We start from the raw sequence: 17,721 nt of genomic DNA on the forward strand, positions 1-17,721 counted from the left end.
CCCTTTCCCACGTCCTGTTTTCTCAAGGAGTCCGCAGATGATGCTGAGCATCCTCGGCTTTGGCATGGTCATTACATTCATGTATTTGATCATGAGCAAGCGGCTGTCACCGCTGGTGGCCCTGATCACCATCCCGATCCTGTTCGCGCTGATCGGTGGCTTTGGCGCCGGCATCGACGAAATGATGCTGGAAGGCATCAAGAAGATCGCGCCGACCGGCGTGATGCTGATGTTCGCCATCCTCTACTTCGGCGTGATGATCGACGCGGGACTGTTCGATCCGCTGGTGCGGGTGATCCTGCGCTTCGTCAAGGGCGATCCGATGAAGATCGTGCTCGGCACCGCCGTGCTGGCGATGCTGATCTCGCTCGATGGCGATGGCTCGACCACGTACATGATCACGGTCTCGGCAATGCTGCCGCTGTATCAGCGGCTGGGCATGAACGCGCTGAACATGACCTGCGTGACCATCCTCGCCGGTGGCGTGATGAACCTGACTCCGTGGGGCGGCCCGACCGCACGCGCCGCCACCGCACTGCACGTTGATCCTGCTGATGTGTTCGTGCCGCTGATCCCGTCGATGGTGATCGCCTGCGCGGGCGTGCTGCTGCTGGCGTGGTACCTGGGCCTGAAGGAACGCCGCCGGCTGGGCGTGGTGACGCTGCCCAAGGGCGGCAGCTGGATGGACAGCAGCGTGTCCGACGACAGCAATGCGCTGCCGACGGTCGAGGATGCCGAGGACATCAAGCGGCCCAAGCTGCTGTGGGTGAACCTGGTGCTGACCCTGGTCCTGATGACCGCGCTGATCGTCGGCGTGCTGCCGATGCCGGTGCTGTTCATGGTCGGCTTCGCCATTGCCCTGGTGATCAACTACCCGAACCTGGCCGAGCAGCGCCGTCGCGTGGTCAACCACGCCGGCAACGTGCTGTCGGTGGTGTCGCTGATCTTCGCGGCGGGCATCTTTACCGGCATCCTCAACAACACCGGCATGGTCGAGGCGATGTCGCACAGCTTCCTGGCGGTGATTCCGGATTCGTGGGGCCCCTATCTGGCGGTGATCACTGCCGTGGCCTCGATGCCGTTCACCTTCTTCATGTCCAACGACGCGTTCTACTTCGGCGTGTTGCCGATCCTGTCCGAAGCCGCTGGCAACTACGGCATCACGCCGGTGGAAATGGCCCGCGCCTCGCTGGCCGGCCAGCCGGTGCATCTGCTCAGCCCACTGGTGCCCTCCACCTACCTGCTGGTGGGCCTGGCCAAGGTCGAGTTCGCCGACCACCAGAAATTCACCCTGAAGTGGGCCATCGCCATCTCGCTGCTGTTGATGGTCGGCAGCCTGCTGTTCGGCCTGTATCCCCTCGCCGCCTGATCCCGTTACCAAGGAGCGTTCCGCAATGACTCTTCGCATCGCTTACGTCACCAGCGGCATGGGCAGTGTCGGCACTGCCATCTGCCAGAGCCTGGCCCGCGCCGGCCATACGGTTGTTGCCGGCTGTGCGCCGAACTCGCCGCGCAAGGCCAACTGGCTGCGCGAGCAGCGCGAGCAGGGCTTTGACTTCATCGCCTCCGAGGGCAATGCCACCGACTGGGCCTCGACCAGCGCCGCCTTCGCCAAAGTGCGCGCGGAAGTGGGAGAAGTGGACGTGCTGGTCAACAACTCCGGCGGCAGCCGCGACCTGCTGTTCCGGCAGATGACGGTAGAAGACTGGAATGCGGTGATCGCCTCCAACCTCAACGCGCTCTTCAATCTGACCAAGCAGGTGGTCGATGGCATGGCCACGCGGGGCTGGGGACGCATCATCAACATCGGTTCGGTCAGCGCCCACAAGGGGCAGATCGGCCAGGTGAACTACGCCACCGCCAAGGCCGCCATGCATGGCTTCAGCCGGGCACTTGCGGCCGAAGTGGCGTCGCGCGGGGTTACGGTCAACACGCTCTCGCCGGGCTACATCGCCAGCCAGGCCATCAGCAGTTTTCCTCCGGATGTCCTGGACCGCCTGGCCGCATCGGTGCCGGTACGGCGCCTGGGCCGTCCGGAAGAAGTCGCCGGCCTGTGCGCCTGGCTGGCCTCGGACGAGGCGTCGTATGTGACCGGCGCCGATTATCCGGTCAATGGTGGGCTGTACATGGGCTAATGAGCCGCCCTGGGTGCGCCGCCAACGCGGCGGCGCGTACCCGCATGGGTGTTCCGTAAAGAAGCTTTCATGTTCCGTTCGCATAGTGGGGCGGCATCGCGCACGCACGCCGGTGCCCATCCCCCATGCAACGGACCACCATGCAGACTCGACACCTGACGATCGCCGTAGCGATCGCGCTTTCCGCCGCTGCCAGCGCTGCTTCCGCCTCTGCCGCCGATACCGGCACCGATGCCGCGCCCAGCGCGCAGACGCTGGATACCATCTCGGTGATCGGCCAGGGCGAGACCCGCCAGGTGCAGCGCATTACCAGCGTCGACAAGCAGGTGCTTCCGCCAGGCACCAGCGGCCAGAAGATCCTCGATCGGCTGCCGGGCGTGTCGGTGCAGTCCAACGATGCGTTCGGCGCCAACGAGGAATCGCAGACCATCAGCCTGCGCGGATTCGACAAGAGCCGGCTGGGCTATACGCTCGATGGCATTCCGTTGGGCGACAACAGCTACGGCAACTACAACGGCCTGAGCATCGCCCGTGCGCTGATCGCCGAAAACCTGGCCGGCGCCGAGCTGTCGCAGGGCATCGGTTCACTCGGCGTGGCCTCGACCAGCAACCTCGGCGGCACCATCCAGTACTTCTCGGCCGATCCGTCCACCGAATTCGGCGGCCGTGCCAGCGTCACCGTCGGCGACGACAATCAGCGCCGTGGTTACCTGCGCGTGGATACGGGCGACCTCAACGGCTTCTCTGCGTATGTCTCCGGCGTTCACCAGGACCAGGACATGTGGGCCGCACCGCATCAGAACCAGACCACCCGCCAGTTCAATGCCAAGGCCGTGTGGAACGTGGGCGACCATCGTTTTGGTGCATTCGTGGCGACCTCGCGTGCCAGCCAGGCCAACTACGCCTACCTGTCCAAGGACATGCTGGCCCGGGGCCTGGGCTGGGACTGGAACATCTATGCGCCGGACTGGGACCGCGCGGTGGCCGCCGCCTACTGCGCGCCGGCTACGCGTGATCCGGCGCGATGTGCCTACAGCGGCGGCGTGACCAGCATCGACGATGCGTACTACCAGAGCCGTGCGCTGCGCGATGACAACCTGTACTCGATCGATGCCGACCTTCGCCTGGGCGAGCAGGGCCGCCTGAAACTGCTGGCCTACCACCATGACAACCGCGGCCAGGGTCACTGGTGGGCGCCGGGCCAGCCGTCCTACCCCGGCACCGACCGGATGCTGCCGATCTCCATCCGCAGCACCAACTACACGATCAACCGCGACGGCGTGACCGCAGCGCTGTCATGGACGGCTGGCATCCACGAGCTGGAAGCCGGCCTGTGGTACGAGCAGAACGACCACAACGTGTCGCGCAATTTCTACTACATCAGCGGTCCGTTCCTGGACGACCTGTACCTGAAGAATCCGGACCGCCTGCTGTTCAACCAGGACTACGACATCCGCACGCAGCAGTTCTACGTGCAGGACCGCATGCGCTTCCTCGACCAGCGCCTGACCGTTGATGTCGGCATCAAGAGCCCGAACACCCGCATGCGTGCCACGGCCCGCCCTGGCGTGGAAACCCGCCTGGCGTCCGGCACGCTGACGGCCAAGGAGTCGGTGCTGCCGCAGCTGGGCGTGGGCTTCAAGCTCAACGCCAACAACGAGCTGTTCGCCTCGTACGCCGAGAACATCGCCGCCTTCGTCGGTGGTGGCAGTGGCGGCCCGTTGCAGGTGGCACCGGAATCGTTCGCTGCCAGCGCCGACCTGGAACCGGAAAAGTCGAAGAGCCTGGAGGCCGGTTTCCGCACGTTCGGCGAGAAGTACCAGGCCTCGATCGCCGCCTACAACGTCACGTTCGACAACCGCCTGCTGTCACTGAACCCGTGCTCCAGCATCGAAGTGGGCACCCGACCGGAGTGCGTGACACGCTTCATCAACGTCGGCTCGGTGAAGAGCCACGGCGCGGAACTGACCTTCATCCTCAAGCCGGTCGATGGCCTGCAGTGGTACAACGCGCTGTCCTGGAACAAGACCACCTACGAAGATGACTACATCTCCGGCGGCGCGGTGGTGCCGGTGGCCGGCAAGATCACGGTGGACACGCCGCAGCGCATGGCCTCCAGCGAAATCAGCTGGAACCGCGATGGCTTCTTCGCCAGCCTGCGTGCCAAGTACACCGGCAAGCGTTATTACACCTACACCAACGATCAGTCGGTGCCGGGCGTGACCACCTTCGATGCGGGTGCCGGCTATGACTTCGGCCCTGGGCTGGGACTGCGCAACGTGCGGGTCTCGTTGAACGCGACCAATCTGACCAACAAGCGCTACGCCGGCCAGCTGAGCTCGTTCGCGCCGACCGACCCGGAAGGCAAGCGCTACGCGATCCACGCCAGCGCACCGCGGCAGGTGTTCATGACGGTGGCGGCAGAGTTCTAAGTCAGAAGCGGGCGCTGCGGCGCATCGAGTGTTCCTGCATGGCGCGGGTAGGCAGGCCCATGCAGGATCCGCCAACGCATGTCATTCCGGCGCCAGCTGGTCCATCCGTATCCGGTTGGCAAACAGCGAAAATGCCAGCATGCCGGCCAGGCCATTGGCCCGGCTGACCCAGTGCGGCAGCCAGCGCGGTGGCTTCAGCACCCCGGCCTGGAACAACGGCGCGAACGCGATGGCGTCCTGCAGGCTCATCTTGCCCGCGAACAGCCACCGGCAGACCTGCAGGCGATCCTCGGCCAGCATGTGGCGGAAGAAGGTGTGCACCGATACCAGCCCGCGCAGGTACACGGTGTCCTTGGTGAAGGCCAGCCCGCCGCCGGGGGGCACTCCGCGGAACACGCGCTGGGCCGATGCGAAGCTCTCTTCCGGGTTCTGCCCGGCATCGCAGAAGTAGCGGAACACCTCGATGAAGTCGGCGCCCTCGCGGGCCATGGCGATGGCTTCGGTACGCAGGCTGATCCGCTTCAGGCGCTCGATGTCGATGCTGCCGGTGATCTGCTCGGCAAAGGTGGCCAACCCTTCCTGGGTAGCCGTCACCCGGGGTGAGGACAAAGCCAGGCTGGGCAGCACCGGCTGCTCCCGGCCATTCAACGCGGTCAGCGAATGCACCAGCGCTTCGTGATGGAACAGCTGTGCACGATCGTAGGCGCTGAAGCGCGCACTGGTACGCAGGCGGATCCGCGTCGGCCCGGCGGCCGCCTTGGACACCAGTTCCGGATCCAGCTGCACCTGGATGATCCGCGATTCGAAGAAGGCATCCAGATCGTTCTGCAGCTGCAGTTGCAGCGCGATCGCAGACACCGGCACCTGTTCTTCCGGCGCCAGCAGTTCATGGTCCAGCTCGGCCGCGATCTGGATGAAATGGCGCGCTGCATCGCGCGTGCTCGGGCCATTGCCCGGCAAGGGCTGTTCGGGGGCGCCGAACAGCTGCACCGAACAGGTGTCCACCGCTGCGGTACCCAGGCCCTCCAGCAGGCGTGCGGCCAGGTCCCAGCTGTGCGCGGACTGCTGCACGTAGTGACCCAAGGGATGCCCCGCGTCGCAGTCGGCGGCGATGGCTGCCAAGGTGCGGCGTTCCTCGCTGAAATCCAGCTTCGGGTAGTCCACCTTCGGCAACTGCGGCTGCCCGCGCGCAACGCTGTCCAGGAACGGTGCCTGCACCGTCGCCGGCCAGCTGGTCAGGCCCAGCAGGCGGATGCCACCCACGGCCTCGACCAGCCGCGCATCGAGCGCCGCATGGTGGGCCACCTCGCGATCCAGCACGGCGGTCGTTTCCATGCGCGGACTATAGCGCCCTGCCAGGCCGTGCGCTGTCCACCGCGGGCCCCGGCATCAGCGAGGGCGTTACCCCGGCATCCCGGGATGAATCTCCATGCAGCCGCGCCCGTGGCCGGCTGCCTCATCAACGACGTCGCGGCTTTCCTGCCGGACGGAACTGCTGGCCCTTGCCTTTCCTGCCACCACGTTCCTGCGCGGTCTCGGCCTGGCGCACGGCCAGCTTGGCGGCCGCAGCCGCCACTTCTTCCTTCAACTTGAAGTAGTTCAGCAGCCGGCTTTCCTCGATCTCACCCGCGTCGATAGCTGCCCGTACCGCACAACCGGGCTCCTGGTGATGCGAGCAGTCGCGGAAGCGGCACTGTTCGGCCAGTGCTTCGATATCGGCGAAGCCCCCTTCGGCCAGCGTCTCCTCGCCGGTCGGCTTGAGCTCGCGCATGCCGGGCGTGTCGATCAGGCAGGCGCCGGTCGGCAACGGCATCAGCGCACGATGGGTGGTGGTATGACGCCCGCGTGAGTCGTTGGCGCGCACCGCATTGGTCTTCATCCGCTGCTCGCCAAGCAGCGTGTTGGTCAGCGTGGATTTGCCGGCGCCGGAGGAGCCCACCAGCACCACGGTGCGGCCCGGCCCCAACCATGGCTGCAGCACAGCCACGCTGCCAGCATCCAGGCCATTGATGGCATGCAGGGCGATCCCCTGCATTTCCAGTTCTTCCAGCACCGCCAGCGCATCTTCGCTGTATTCGGTCTGGTCGGCCTTGGTCAGCACCACCACCGGTTCGGCACCGCCGCCGCCCACCAGCAGCAGGTAGCGCTCGATACGGCGTGGATTGAAGTCCGCATCCAGCCCGCAGACGATGAACACCGTATCGATGTTGGCCGCGATCACCTGCTGGTGATAATGCTCGCCGGCGGCACCGCGCTTGATCGCGGTGCGACGTGGCAGCAGCGCCACGATGCGGATGCCGTCGAGCAGCACCCAGTCGCCGACCGCCGGCCGCTCATGGCTGGGAAAGCGTGGCCGCTGCCATTCCGGCAGCGATTCGGCCTTGATCGCAGCGTCCGGGGCGTCGGCCACGACATAGTGCGTACGGTGCTGCTCGATCACCCGGGCCGGGCGGGCCTGCGGGTGCTCGGCCATCATGGCCTGCCAGTCGGCCTGCTGCGCCGGGCCCGGCCAGGGCCAGCCGATGGTCTGCAGGGCGGTGAAATCGGGGGTCTGGGTCATCGCCTCCATTCTACCCGTGCCAACGCCGCTCCAGCCCAGCAGCGGCGGGCCCTGGGGGCCTTGCCATGCAGTGCAGCAATTCCGCTACCATGGAACCTCCATGCCATCCGACGGCTCACCGACCATGTCAACCTCCGCGCCCAAGCCCCTGGCCACCCGCGAGCGCCTTTCCGAAGTGCGCTACGAAATCCGCGGAGAACTGGCCCGGCGAGCCCGGGAGCTGGAGGCGCAGGGCCGCAAGCTGATCAAGCTCAACATCGGCAACCCCGGCAATTTCGGCTTCCGCGCCCCGGAACACCTGCAGCGCGCGATCGCCGACGACATGGGTCGCACCGATCCCTATACCCACCAGCAGGGCCTGCCGGTGGCGCGCGAGGCGATCGCCGCCTACTACAGCCGTCGCGGCGCTCCCGACGCGCACCCGGACCGTGTGTTCGTCGGCAACGGCGTCAGCGAACTGATCGACCTGTCGCTGCGTGCGCTGCTCAACCCCGGCGATGAAGTGCTGGTGCCGTCCCCGGACTACCCGTTGTGGTCGGCCTCCACCATCCTCAACGACGGCCGGCCGGTGTACTACCGTTGCGCCGCCGAGAACGGCTTCCAGCCGGACCCGAGCGAGATCGAGACCCTGGTGTCCTCGCGCACCCGCGCGATCGTGCTGATCAATCCGAACAATCCCAGTGGCGCCAGCTACCCGCGCGAACTGCTTGAACGCGTGGTGGACATCGCGCGCCGGCACAACCTGCTGCTGCTGGTCGACGAGATCTACGACCAGATCCTGTATGACGAGGCGGTGTTCCAGCCGGTCGCACCGCTGGCGGGCGACCATCCGTGCCTGACCTTCAGCGGGCTGAGCAAGGTGCATCGCGCCTGCGGCTGGCGCGTGGGTTGGGCGCACCTCAGCGGCGATGACGCACGCCTGGGCGACTTCCGCGCGGCGATGGACCTGCTCAGCGCGCTGCGCCTGTGCGCCAATGTGCCCGGCCAGTACGCCATCGAGGCTGCGGTGAACGGGCCCGACACCATTTCGGCACTGTGTGCCCCGGGCGGGCGCCTGTACGAAACCCGCCGCGCGGTGATCGAAGCATGCGAGGCCAGCGAGCATCTGTCGCTGGTGGCCCCCGCCGGCGCGCTGTATGCCTTCCCGGCGGTGGTCGGCGCTGCCGCCAAGGGCTTCGACGATCACACCTTCGCCCTGGAGCTGATGGACAACGAGGGCGTGCTGGTGGTGCCCGGTTCCAGCTTCAACGTGCCCTACCGCAACCACTTCCGCGTAACCCTGCTGCCGGAGGCCTCGGTGATGCGCGATGTGTTCGCCCGCATCGACCGCGTGCTGGCCCGCCGCGCCGAGGATGCAACCAAGGTCGTACCGATCAAGCCACGCCGTTCGGTGGCCTGAGTCGTGGGCTTGTCCTATCTGGCGCTGGGCGACTCCTACACCATCGGTGAGGCCGTCGCGGTCGAAGGCCGCTGGCCCCATCAGCTGGCCGCCGCGATGCGCGCACAGGGCGTCGCGCTGGCCGATCCGCAGACCATCGCCACCACCGGCTGGACCACCGACGAGCTCGATGCCGGCATCGACGAGGCCGCCCCGCAGGGGTCGTTCGACTTCGTCAGCCTGCTGATCGGGGTCAACAACCAGTACCGCGGCCGTCCGCTCGACGAATACCGCACGCAGTTCCAGGCCCTGCTGCAGCGCGCGATCGGTTTTGCCGGCGGCCGTACCGATCGGGTGCTGGTGCTGTCGTTTCCCGATTGGGGCGTGACGCCGTTCGGCGCCAGCAGCGGCCGACACCGTGGCCGCATCGGCATCGAAACCGACGCGTTCAACGCGGCTGCGGAGCAGGTCTGCAGTGGCCTCGGCGTCGACTTCGTCGACATCACCGACATCAGCCGCGTCCACGGTCACGACCCGGCGATGATCGCCGAAGACGGTCTGCACCCCTCCGCGCGCATGTATGCATTGTGGAGCGAGCGTGCCTTGCCGGTCGCCCTGCGCCGGCTAGGCGACGCCGGCTGACCCGATGGACGGCACGCCACGGAATGGCACGCCCCTGCCCTGCTCCCCGCTGACCTCCCCGCAGGCCCGCGCGATCGCCGAGGCGTTCCGACCTGCACAGGCCTGGGGCAGCCGCCGCGACTATTACTACACCCGCGGCAAGCTCGGCAGCGATCCGTTGTACGAGGGCGTGCTGCAACAGCTGCCCGAGGATGGCCAGCCGGTGCTGGACCTGGGTTGCGGACTGGGCCTGTTCGCGCATGTGCTGCGCCAGCGCGGGCGCGGCCAGCCCTATCTCGGGGTGGACGTGGACGCCGCCAAGATCGAGCGGGCGCGGCAAGCCGGTGAAGGCCTGCCGGCCGTGCGCTTCGAATGCCTGGATGTGCAGGCTGCGCTGCCGTCGCACGTCGGCCATGTACTGCTGCTGGACGTAGTGCAGTACCTGGATGCCGGACCGCAGCAGACGCTGCTGCGTGCCGCAAGCGCGCGGGTGTCCCCCGGAGGACGGCTGCTGCTGCGGACGCCGCTGGCGACCGGTGATGGCCGGGACCGCACCACGCGGGTCGCGGACCGCCTTGCCTGGCTGGTGGGCTGGATGGGTACCCGCCCGCGGCACTATCCCCAGCCGAAGACCCTGCTGGCGACACTGAGCGAAGCGGGATTGCGCGTCGCCGCACCACGGCCGCTGCACGGGCGCACACCGTTCAACAGCTGGCTGGTGGTGGCCGAACGGCCTGGATGACGCCACGCGTGGCCCGGCGCTACCGGATGCCTGCCCATTCCCCTGGTAGCGCCGGGCCATGCCCGGCGGATTCCGTGCGTGCCGCTGCGCTATACCGAAGGCAGCGTTGCCTTCAATCCACGCTGATCCAGTGCCTGCAGCACGCGTTCGATGATTACCAGGTTGTGGCCATGGGCGGCCCCCTCATGCAGCAGCACGATGGCGCCCGGGCGAAGATCCGGCAGCAGGCGCTCCAGCACGCGCTCGGGCGTACAGCCGACACCATCGAAGCCGCGGGCGCTCCATCCCACCCGCACCAGGCCCAGGCGGCGCAGCACCGGGCCCACGAACGGATTGGTCATGCCCACCACCGACCGGTACCAGCGCACCGGCGTGCCCGACAATGCCTGCAGCGCATGCTGGCAGCCTTCGATCTCCGCACGCATCGCCTTCGGTCCCAGTCGCCAGAAGCGCGCCTGCGGATGGCTGAAGCTGTGGTTGCCCAGATCGTGCCCGCGGCGCAGGATCTCGGCCACCAGCGCCGGCTGGGCCAGGGCCCGCTCGCCGACCAGGAAGAATGTCGCCCGCGCCTGATGCCGATCCAGCAGATCAAGCACGGCCAGCGTGTCCGCACCGGGACCGTCATCGATGGTCAGCCAGACCGCGTCGTCCGCCTGCGCCAGGCGGCTCAGCACCGGCGTGTAGAAGCGGCTGTTGGGCAGGAACACCGGCACGATGAACAGCGCGTGGCTGGCCACCATCAGCGGCAGACCCCAGTGCCATCCCGCCAGCACCCAGGCCAGGATCACCCCCAACTGCGACGCCACCAGCCAGGGCAGCCAGCGCCATGGCCGGGGCGGAATGCGATGCAATGTTCCTGCGCTGCTCATACCCCATGATGCCATGAGGGGTAGAATCGAAGATTCGAATTACTGGACCCCCGACTTCCCATGTCTCTCGATCCTGCCCTGCGTTCGCGCATCGAATCCCTCCTCAACGCCAACCGCGTCGTGCTGTTCATGAAGGGCCAGCCGTCGATGCCGCAGTGCGGCTTCTCGGCCAAGGCCGTGGGCGCGCTGCAGGACCTGGGCGTCGAGTTCGCTCACGTCAACGTGCTGGCCGACCAGGAAATCCGTGAAGGCATCAAGGCCTACGGCGACTGGCCGACCATCCCGCAGCTGTACATCGACGGCGAACTGGTCGGTGGCAGCGACATCGTGCTGCAGATGGCCGCCAGCGGCGAACTGAGCAGCGTGCTGGGCCTGCCCGCGCCGGACCGCACCCCGCCGCGCATCACCGTCACCCCGGCCGCGGTGGAGATGCTCAAGGGCGCGCTGGCCGACGCCCCGGGCGCCGCCCTGCAGCTGAGCATCGATGCAGGCTTCCAGCCCAACTTCCAGCTCGCTCCGCATGACGAGGCTGCGATCGCCGCCGAATCCAATGGACTGCGCGTGCAGTTCGACCTGGCCAGCGCGCGCCGCGCCGAAGGCATCACCATCGACTGGGTGGACGACATCCGCGGCAAGGGCCTGGCCATCGACAACCCGAATGCGCCCAAGCCGGTGCAGGAAATCAGCGTGCGCGACGCCGACGACCTGGTGCGCGCCGGCAACGCGATCCTGGTGGACGTACGCCCGGCTGACGAGCGCGCCATCGCCGCCGTCGGCGTGCCGTTCAAGGTGTTCGACGGCAACGGCCGCGCCGAGCTGGAAGCACTGCCGAAGGACACCGCACTGGCCTTCCTGTGCCACCACGGTGGTCGCAGTGCGCAGGCTGCCGAGCAGTTCCGCGCGCTTGGCTTCACCAAGGTCTTCAACATCACCGGCGGCATCAACGCCTGGTCCGAAGAGGTGGACAACGGCGTGCCGAAGTACTGATCGGCTGCAGCGCGGAACAGGAGAACGCCGGCGCACGCCGGCGTTTTCCGTTTCCTGCCTGCCGCGCGCGTGGCTGGCGCCGCCCGGTCAGCCGGCAAACCCGCCTTCGGCCAGGTAGTCCAGTTCCTCCGGCGTGGGAATGCGGCCCAGCACGGCGTTGCGGTGCGGGAAGCGGCCAAAACGGCGGATGATGTCGCGATGCAGGTCGGCGTACTGCAGGTATTCCTTGTCACCCAGCGCGTCGAACATGGCCACCGAACGGTCCTGGTCCAGCGGATCCTCGGAATGCTCGAACGGCAGGTAGATGAAGGCCCGCAGCTTCGGAACCAGCTGCAGGTCCAGCCCTTCCTCGATGGCACGCATGGCGTAGTGCCGGGCCAGCCCATCGGTGGCGTAGGAGTGGGCGGTGCCACGGAAGCAGTTGCGCGGGAACTGGTCCAACAGCAGCATCAGGGCCAGCGCACCCTCGGCGCTGCCCAGCCAGTGTTCGCGCGCACGCGCGGCCGCAGCGAAATGCTCATCGAGGAACAATCGGCGGAACTGCGCGTCGAACGCATCGTCGCGGGCGAACCACTTCGCAGGGCCCGCCTCCTTCCAGAATTCCACCACCTGCGCGGCAACGTCCATTACCTACTCCCGGGCCCGGACGTCCCGCGCCCGGCCCTCATCATCATTCGTCGAAGCGCAGATGGCGGACCGACTTGCCGTTGCGCCGGATAAGCTTAAGCGCCTCGATGCCGATCTGGATATGGTTTTCCACGAACTGGGAGCTGACCTTGGCATCGGAGGCTTCGGTCTTGACCCCGTCGGGAATCATCGGCTGGTCCGAAACCAGCAGCAGGGCGCCGCTGGGGATGTGGTTGGCGAAGCCGGCGGCGAACACCGTGGCCGTTTCCATGTCGATGGCCATGCAGCGCATCGCGCGCAGCCGTTCCTTGAATGCCTCGTCGTGTTCCCAGACCCGCCGGTTGGTGGTGTAGACGGTACCGGTCCAGTAGTCGTGCCCCAGATCGCGGATCATGGTCGAGACCGCGCGCTGCAGGGCGAAGGCCGGCAGTGCCGGTACTTCCGGTGGCAGATAGTCGCCCGAAGTGCCTTCACCACGGATCGCGGCGATCGGCAGCACCAGGTCGCCCAGCTGGTTCTTGCGCTTCAGGCCCCCGCACTTGCCCAGGAACAATACCGCCTTGGGCATCACCGCCGACAGCAGGTCCATGATGATCGCGGCATTGGGGCTGCCCATGCCGAAGTTGATCATCGTGATGCCATCGCTGGTGGCGCTGGCCATGGGCCGGTCCAGGCCGACGATGGGCGCACCGGTCAGTTCGGAGAAGGTGTGCAGGTAGCCGCCGAAGTTGGTCAGCAGGACGTGCGGGCCGAACTGGTCCAGGGGCACGCCGGTATAGCGCGGCAGCCAGTTGTCGACGATTTCCTGCTTGCTCTTCATGCTCGGTCCGGAACGGCGGGGACCGCCTATTTTCGGCCAGTGGGGCGACGCCGTCGAGGCACGCGGTCGCACCCTGTGAAGAAGGTCACTTGGCAAGCCCACCGCTGCCCGGCTAGCGTCAGCGGTTGCTTACGTAGCCGAGGGGATCTGCATGACGTCGACGTTGTTGCGCGCCGGGCTGGGGCTGGCGCTGGTTACGCTGGCCGCCGCGCCAGCACTGAGCGCCTCGCGCTTCATGGCCGATCCTTACCCCAGCACCTATCGGGCGCAGCCCGATGCGCCGGTGCTGATCCACAACGCAACGGTGCTGACCGGCACCGGCCAGCGCCTGGACAATGCCGACGTCCTGCTGCGTGAGGGCCGCATCGTTGCTGTCGGCCAGCAGCTGCAGGCCGAGGCCGATGTCACCCGCATCGACGCGCAGGGCAAGTGGGTCACCCCCGGGCTGATCGACGTGCACTCGCACCTGGGCGTATATCCCAGCCCGGGGGTGGGCGCCCACAGCGATGGCAACGAGATGACCGCACCGGTGACGGCCAATGTCTGGGCGGAGCATTCGGTGTGGCCGCAGGATCCCGGCTTCGCTGCCGCCCTGGCCGGCGGCGTGACCAGCATGCAGGTGCTGCCCGGCTCGGCCAACCTCGTCGGTGGCCGCGGCGTGACCCTGAAGAATGTTCCGGCCATCACCTACCAGGCGATGAAGTTTCCCGGCGCGCCGTGGGGCCTGAAGATGGCCTGCGGCGAGAACCCCAAACGCGTCTATGGCGAAGGCAAGGGTGTGACGCCTGCTACGCGGATGGGCAACGTCGCCGGCTACCGCGCAGCCTTCATCGATGCCGCCGACTACATCACCAAGAACACGCCCAAGGCAGCCAAGCGCAAGCGCTGGTTCGGCAGCGACAAAGGTGACAGCGCGGGCGATGCCGGTGGCAAGCGCGATCTCAAGCTGGACACCCTGGCCGGCGCGATCCAGGGCGACATCCGCGTGCACATCCACTGCTACCGCGCCGATGAAATGGCCACCATGCTCGACCTGGCCAAGGAATTCGGTTTCAAGGTGGCAGCGTTCCACCACGGCGTGGAGGCCTACAAGCTGGCCGACCGGCTGGCGGCGGACGGCGTCTGCGGTGCACTGTGGGCCGACTGGTGGGGCTTCAAGATGGAAGCCTTCGATGGCATCCCCGAGAACATCGCGCTGGTGGACCGGGCGAAGAACAGCTGCGCCATCGTCCATTCCGATTCGCCCGAAGGCATCCAGCGCCTGAACCAGGAAGCCGCCAAGGTCATGGCCGCCGCGCGCCGCGCACGCATGGCCCCGATCACTCCTGAACATGCGATCACCTGGATGACCGCCAATGCCGCCAAGGCGCTGGGCATCGAGAGCCAGACCGGCACGCTGGAGCCCGGCAAGATGGCCGACGTGGTGGTGTGGAACGGCAATCCCTTCAGCTCCTACGCATTGGCCGAGCAGGTCTATGTCGATGGCCGCCGCCTGTACGACCGCAGTGCGTTGCCGGCAACGCCGCAGTCGGACTTCCAGCTCGGGCAGGAGGTGCACTGATGGCCGGTTCCATGCAGATGGCAAGGTCTTCCAGCCGCAACCGGGCATGGCTCGGCGCTGCGATCATGGTGCTGGCAGCCATCACCGGCACGGCATCGGCACAGGATCTGCTGGTGCGCGGCGCGACGGTTCACACCGCCGGCGCACGCGGCAGCCTGCAGCACGCCGATGTGCTGGTGCAGGGCGGCATCATCCGTGCCGTGGGTACGGGCCTGGCCGCACCGGCCGGCACGACCGTGGTTGAAGCCGATGGCCGCCCGCTCACGCCCGCGCTGTTCGGTGGCATCGCCGAGATCGGCATCGAGGAAGTCTCGGGAGAAGCGAGTACGGTCGACAGCAGCCTGAAGATCGGCGAGCAACCGCTGCGTCCGGAGTTCGACGTGACCCTGGCCTACAACCCCGCGTCGGTGCTCATTCCGGTGGCGCGACTGGAGGGCATCGGCTTCACCGCGCTGGGCGCCGTCACCGGCGGTGGCTTCGTGGCGGGCCAGGGCGGGGTGATGCGGCTCGATGGCAGCGCCGACCCGCTGGGTCCACGTGCGCTGTTCCTGCGGCTGGGCGCCGCAGCGTCGGAACTGACCGGTCATTCGCGTGCAGCACAGTGGATGCTGCTGCAGCAGATGGTGGATGAAGCGCGCGGCCAGGTCGCCGCCGATTCACCGCACGCCGTGCTGACACCGGCCGGTCGCCGCACACTGTCGCGCTATCTGGCCGGCCAGGGCCGCATCGTGGTTGAAATCGATCGCGCTGCCGATATCCGCCAGCTGCTGCGCTGGGCTGCACGCGAAAAGGTGAAGATCGCCCTGTCTGGAGCCAGCGAAGCCTGGCAGCTGGCGCCGGAGCTGGCTGCGGCCGGCGTGCCGGTGTTCGTCGACGTGCTGGCCAACCTGCCGGCCAGCTTCGACCAGATCGGCGCCACCCTGGAAAACGCGGCACGACTGCAGCGTGCGGGCGTGCCCGTCAGCTTCGTGCAACGTGGCGATGCCTCGCACAACGCACGCAAGATCCGCCAGCTCGCAGGCAATGCGGTAGCCCATGGCCTGCCCTGGGCCGACGGGCTGGCAGGCCTGACCCGGGTTCCCGCACAGGCGTTCGGGGTGGCCGACCAGATCGGCAGCATCGAGCCCGGCAAGCGCGCCGACCTGGTGCTGTGGGAAGGCGACCCGCTGGATGTGGCGCACTATGCCGAACAGGTCTGGATGGGAGGGCGGCCGATGCCGATGCGCTCGCGCCAGACCGACCTGCGCGACCGCTATCTGCAGCGCAACGCGCAGCCCTGACCGACGAGGAAAGCCCCATGGCCCCGCTGCACTGGTACTTCGATTTCGTCTCGCCCTACTCCTACCTGCACTGGCAGAAGGTCAAGCAACTGCCCCAGTTCGCACAGGTACAGCCGGTGCCGATCGCCTTCGGGGCGGTGCTGCAGCAGCTTGGCAATCTCGGCCCGGCCGAGATCCCGGCCAAGCGGCGCTTCATCTACCGCCAGTTGCTCTGGAACGCGCAGGCGGAAGGCGTGACGCTGCGCTTCCCGCCTGCCCACCCGTTCAACCCGCTGGCCGCTCTGCGGCTGTGCCTGGCCGCAGGCGGCGGCGCGCAGGCCGTGGACGTGCTGTTCGACTGGATCTGGCGCGAGGGCAACGCCGCCGACAGCGCCGAGGCGCTGCGCGAACCCGGCGCGCGGCTGTGCATCGCGGATGTGGCGGCCGCCACGGCAACCGCAGAGGTCAAGGAGCAGCTGCGGCGCAACACCGAGGCTGCGCTCGCGGCCGGCGTGTTCGGCGTACCGACCTTGGCCATCGGCGACGAGCTGTTCTGGGGCAATGACGCGCACCCGCTGATGGCCGCTGTGCTGGCCGATCCGGACCTGCTGAAGCAGCCGGAATGGCAGCGGGTGGAGGCCCTGCCGATCGCGGTACAGCGCAGACGCTGAACAGGGCGCCTGCGCTTCCCTCGCGCGCGGGCTCCCGTTTTGAGATATTTTTCACACTTCCGAACCAACAACCGCCCTGGAGGGGGAGCCGCGGATGCGCATCGGAATCGTCGTCGACTCGGCCTGCGACCTGCCGCAGGCGTTCATTGCCGAACACAACATCGTGCTGCTCCCGATCACCGTACGGATCGGCGAAGCCGTACTCGCCGACCACCGCGACGAACAGGCCACGCTCAGCTTCCTGCACGCACACGTGGCCGAACATGGTGCCGAGGCGGAGACCATCCCCTTCAGCGTCAACCAGATCCGTGACCTGTTCCTGCAGCAGCTGGTGATCGACTACGACCACGTCTTCTGCATGACCATCACCAAGACCCGCAGCCCGATCCACGACAACGCCCTGCAGGCCAGCTTCGCCATCCTCAACGACTACAAGCCGGTGCGGCAGGCCGCGGGCTACAACTCGCCCTTCGCACTGCGCGTGCTCGACACCCAGAACCTGTTCGCCGCGCAGGCGGTGACGGCGGTGGAAGCGGTTCGCCTGCGCGACAGCAACGCCAGCGTGCAGCAGATCCGCGAGCGGCTGGAGGAACTGGCCGGCAACGTGCATGGCTACATGGTCACCCGTGACCTGTATTACATGCGGGCCCGCGCGCGGCACAAGGGCGACCGCAGTGTCGGCCTGCTCAGTGCCGCGCTGGGCAGCGCACTGGACATCAAGCCGGTGCTGCACGGCTACCGCGGTGAGACCGGCCCGGTAGCCAAGATCAAGGGCTTCGACAATGCCGTGCAGAAGCTCTTCGCTGTGGTCGGCCAGCGCGTGCGCAGCGGACTGATGACACCGACAGTCTGCGTCAGCTATGGCGGTGAGCTGGAGGAGCTGCGCGCCCTGCCCGGCTACGCGCAGCTGACGGAGGTCTGCGCCACACACGGCGTCACCGTGTACGAATCGGTGATGAGCCTGACCGGCATGGTCAACGTCGGCAAGGGCGCCGTTACCGTGGGCTTTGCCGATGGACCGCATCGGTTCGAATGAGGGCGGGCGACGCCTGCATGCAG

16 protein-coding genes are annotated in these 17,721 nt (G+C 67.3%); 11 read left to right on the forward strand and 5 right to left on the reverse strand.

Features of this window, described 5'->3' with window-relative positions; genetic code table 11:
• The first annotated feature begins 40 nt into the window (after positions 1-40).
• The 3 genes from ACX9OW_RS11930 to ACX9OW_RS11940 all read left to right on the forward strand — a co-directional run bounded on the left by ACX9OW_RS11930 (position 41) and on the right by ACX9OW_RS11940 (position 4,567).
• Positions 41-1,369 (forward strand): CitMHS family transporter, encoded by a 1,329-nt coding sequence (locus tag ACX9OW_RS11930; protein WP_053517450.1) that lies wholly within the window; start codon positions 41-43, stop codon positions 1,367-1,369.
• A 25-nt stretch (positions 1,370-1,394) separates the two neighbouring features.
• A complete protein-coding gene (gene phbB, locus ACX9OW_RS11935) occupies positions 1,395-2,135 on the forward strand; it encodes an acetoacetyl-CoA reductase (protein WP_053517420.1) in 741 nt (246 codons plus the stop codon).
• 140 nt (positions 2,136-2,275) lie between these two features.
• The gene (locus tag ACX9OW_RS11940) at positions 2,276-4,567 is read left to right on the forward strand and encodes a TonB-dependent receptor (protein WP_459062312.1); all 2,292 of its coding nucleotides are present in this window, start codon (positions 2,276-2,278) and stop codon (positions 4,565-4,567) included.
• 81 nt (positions 4,568-4,648) lie between these two features.
• Here ACX9OW_RS11940 and ACX9OW_RS11945 read toward each other — a convergent pair whose 3' ends face one another.
• Together ACX9OW_RS11945 and rsgA are read right to left on the reverse strand one after the other, a co-directional pair.
• Positions 4,649-5,902 carry a flavohemoglobin expression-modulating QEGLA motif protein gene (locus ACX9OW_RS11945; RefSeq protein ID WP_065175125.1) on the reverse strand — a complete coding sequence of 418 codons (1,254 nt, stop codon included), beginning with the start codon at positions 5,900-5,902 and terminating at the stop codon, positions 4,649-4,651.
• Between the two features lie 124 nt (positions 5,903-6,026).
• Entirely contained in the window at positions 6,027-7,136 is a 1,110-nt protein-coding gene (rsgA, locus tag ACX9OW_RS11950; protein ID WP_065175126.1) for a ribosome small subunit-dependent GTPase A, read from the reverse strand.
• Between the two features lie 115 nt (positions 7,137-7,251).
• Between rsgA and ACX9OW_RS11955 the strand changes: the two genes are divergently transcribed.
• The 3 genes from ACX9OW_RS11955 to ACX9OW_RS11965 are packed head-to-tail and all read left to right on the forward strand — an operon-like array spanning position 7,252 to position 9,868.
• Positions 7,252-8,526 carry a pyridoxal phosphate-dependent aminotransferase gene (locus ACX9OW_RS11955; protein WP_459062313.1) on the forward strand — a complete coding sequence of 425 codons (1,275 nt, stop codon included), beginning with the start codon at positions 7,252-7,254 and terminating at the stop codon, positions 8,524-8,526.
• A gap of 3 nt (positions 8,527-8,529) precedes the next feature.
• The gene (locus tag ACX9OW_RS11960; RefSeq protein WP_459062314.1) at positions 8,530-9,147 is read left to right on the forward strand and encodes an SGNH/GDSL hydrolase family protein; all 618 of its coding nucleotides are present in this window, start codon (positions 8,530-8,532) and stop codon (positions 9,145-9,147) included.
• Positions 9,148-9,151: 4 nt separating this feature from the next.
• On the forward strand, positions 9,152-9,868 hold the full coding sequence (locus tag ACX9OW_RS11965; protein WP_459062315.1) for a class I SAM-dependent methyltransferase: 717 nt from the start codon (positions 9,152-9,154) through the stop codon (positions 9,866-9,868).
• 89 nt (positions 9,869-9,957) lie between these two features.
• On the opposite strand, the gene ACX9OW_RS11970 is transcribed toward ACX9OW_RS11965, so the two are convergent.
• Complete coding sequence (locus ACX9OW_RS11970; protein ID WP_053517427.1) at positions 9,958-10,737, reverse strand: polysaccharide deacetylase family protein; 780 nt, start codon at positions 10,735-10,737, stop codon at positions 9,958-9,960.
• Between the two features lie 60 nt (positions 10,738-10,797).
• Between ACX9OW_RS11970 and grxD the strand changes: the two genes are divergently transcribed.
• Positions 10,798-11,724, forward strand: coding sequence for a Grx4 family monothiol glutaredoxin (gene grxD, locus ACX9OW_RS11975; RefSeq protein WP_053517428.1), 927 nt, complete (start codon positions 10,798-10,800; stop codon positions 11,722-11,724).
• Positions 11,725-11,811: 87 nt separating this feature from the next.
• On the opposite strand, the gene ACX9OW_RS11980 is transcribed toward grxD, so the two are convergent.
• Together ACX9OW_RS11980 and ACX9OW_RS11985 are read right to left on the reverse strand one after the other, a co-directional pair.
• Positions 11,812-12,351: a DUF924 family protein gene (locus tag ACX9OW_RS11980; protein WP_111186169.1), complete on the reverse strand. Its 540-nt coding sequence runs from the start codon at positions 12,349-12,351 to the stop codon at positions 11,812-11,814.
• 43 nt (positions 12,352-12,394) lie between these two features.
• Positions 12,395-13,171: an AMP nucleosidase gene (locus tag ACX9OW_RS11985; protein ID WP_053517431.1), complete on the reverse strand. Its 777-nt coding sequence runs from the start codon at positions 13,169-13,171 to the stop codon at positions 12,395-12,397.
• Positions 13,172-13,322: 151 nt separating this feature from the next.
• Between ACX9OW_RS11985 and ACX9OW_RS11990 the strand changes: the two genes are divergently transcribed.
• From ACX9OW_RS11990 to ACX9OW_RS12005, 4 genes are all read left to right on the forward strand, one after another.
• Positions 13,323-14,732 carry an amidohydrolase gene (locus ACX9OW_RS11990; RefSeq protein ID WP_459062316.1) on the forward strand — a complete coding sequence of 470 codons (1,410 nt, stop codon included), beginning with the start codon at positions 13,323-13,325 and terminating at the stop codon, positions 14,730-14,732.
• An 11-nt stretch (positions 14,733-14,743) separates the two neighbouring features.
• On the forward strand, positions 14,744-16,012 hold the full coding sequence (locus tag ACX9OW_RS11995; RefSeq protein WP_428999649.1) for an amidohydrolase family protein: 1,269 nt from the start codon (positions 14,744-14,746) through the stop codon (positions 16,010-16,012).
• Positions 16,013-16,029: 17 nt separating this feature from the next.
• On the forward strand, positions 16,030-16,662 hold the full coding sequence (locus ACX9OW_RS12000; RefSeq protein WP_459062317.1) for a DsbA family protein: 633 nt from the start codon (positions 16,030-16,032) through the stop codon (positions 16,660-16,662).
• A gap of 94 nt (positions 16,663-16,756) precedes the next feature.
• Positions 16,757-17,698 (forward strand): DegV family protein, encoded by a 942-nt coding sequence (locus ACX9OW_RS12005; RefSeq protein ID WP_312556469.1) that lies wholly within the window; start codon positions 16,757-16,759, stop codon positions 17,696-17,698.
• Positions 17,699-17,721 lie beyond the last annotated feature (23 nt).

Source organism: Stenotrophomonas genospecies 5 (assembly GCF_054473825.1).

Excerpts from the sequence above, each read along its gene's own strand:
- ACX9OW_RS11995 (WP_428999649.1), top strand. The coding sequence starts at position 14,744 with ATGCAGATGGCAAGGTCTTCCAGCCGCAACCGGGCATGGCTCGGCGCT.
- ACX9OW_RS11965 (WP_459062315.1), top strand. The coding sequence starts at position 9,152 with ATGGACGGCACGCCACGGAATGGCACGCCCCTGCCCTGCTCCCCGCTG.
- ACX9OW_RS11970 (WP_053517427.1), bottom strand. The coding sequence starts at position 10,737 with ATGAGCAGCGCAGGAACATTGCATCGCATTCCGCCCCGGCCATGGCGC.
- ACX9OW_RS11985 (WP_053517431.1), bottom strand. The coding sequence starts at position 13,171 with ATGAAGAGCAAGCAGGAAATCGTCGACAACTGGCTGCCGCGCTATACC.
- ACX9OW_RS11990 (WP_459062316.1), top strand. The coding sequence starts at position 13,323 with ATGACGTCGACGTTGTTGCGCGCCGGGCTGGGGCTGGCGCTGGTTACG.
- ACX9OW_RS11955 (WP_459062313.1), top strand. The coding sequence starts at position 7,252 with ATGTCAACCTCCGCGCCCAAGCCCCTGGCCACCCGCGAGCGCCTTTCC.
- phbB (WP_053517420.1), top strand. The coding sequence starts at position 1,395 with ATGACTCTTCGCATCGCTTACGTCACCAGCGGCATGGGCAGTGTCGGC.
- ACX9OW_RS11980 (WP_111186169.1), bottom strand. The coding sequence starts at position 12,351 with ATGGACGTTGCCGCGCAGGTGGTGGAATTCTGGAAGGAGGCGGGCCCT.
- grxD (WP_053517428.1), top strand. The coding sequence starts at position 10,798 with ATGTCTCTCGATCCTGCCCTGCGTTCGCGCATCGAATCCCTCCTCAAC.
- ACX9OW_RS11945 (WP_065175125.1), bottom strand. The coding sequence starts at position 5,902 with ATGGAAACGACCGCCGTGCTGGATCGCGAGGTGGCCCACCATGCGGCG.
- rsgA (WP_065175126.1), bottom strand. The coding sequence starts at position 7,136 with ATGGAGGCGATGACCCAGACCCCCGATTTCACCGCCCTGCAGACCATC.
- ACX9OW_RS12000 (WP_459062317.1), top strand. The coding sequence starts at position 16,030 with ATGGCCCCGCTGCACTGGTACTTCGATTTCGTCTCGCCCTACTCCTAC.
- ACX9OW_RS11930 (WP_053517450.1), top strand. The coding sequence starts at position 41 with ATGCTGAGCATCCTCGGCTTTGGCATGGTCATTACATTCATGTATTTG.
- ACX9OW_RS11940 (WP_459062312.1), top strand. The coding sequence starts at position 2,276 with ATGCAGACTCGACACCTGACGATCGCCGTAGCGATCGCGCTTTCCGCC.
- ACX9OW_RS12005 (WP_312556469.1), top strand. The coding sequence starts at position 16,757 with ATGCGCATCGGAATCGTCGTCGACTCGGCCTGCGACCTGCCGCAGGCG.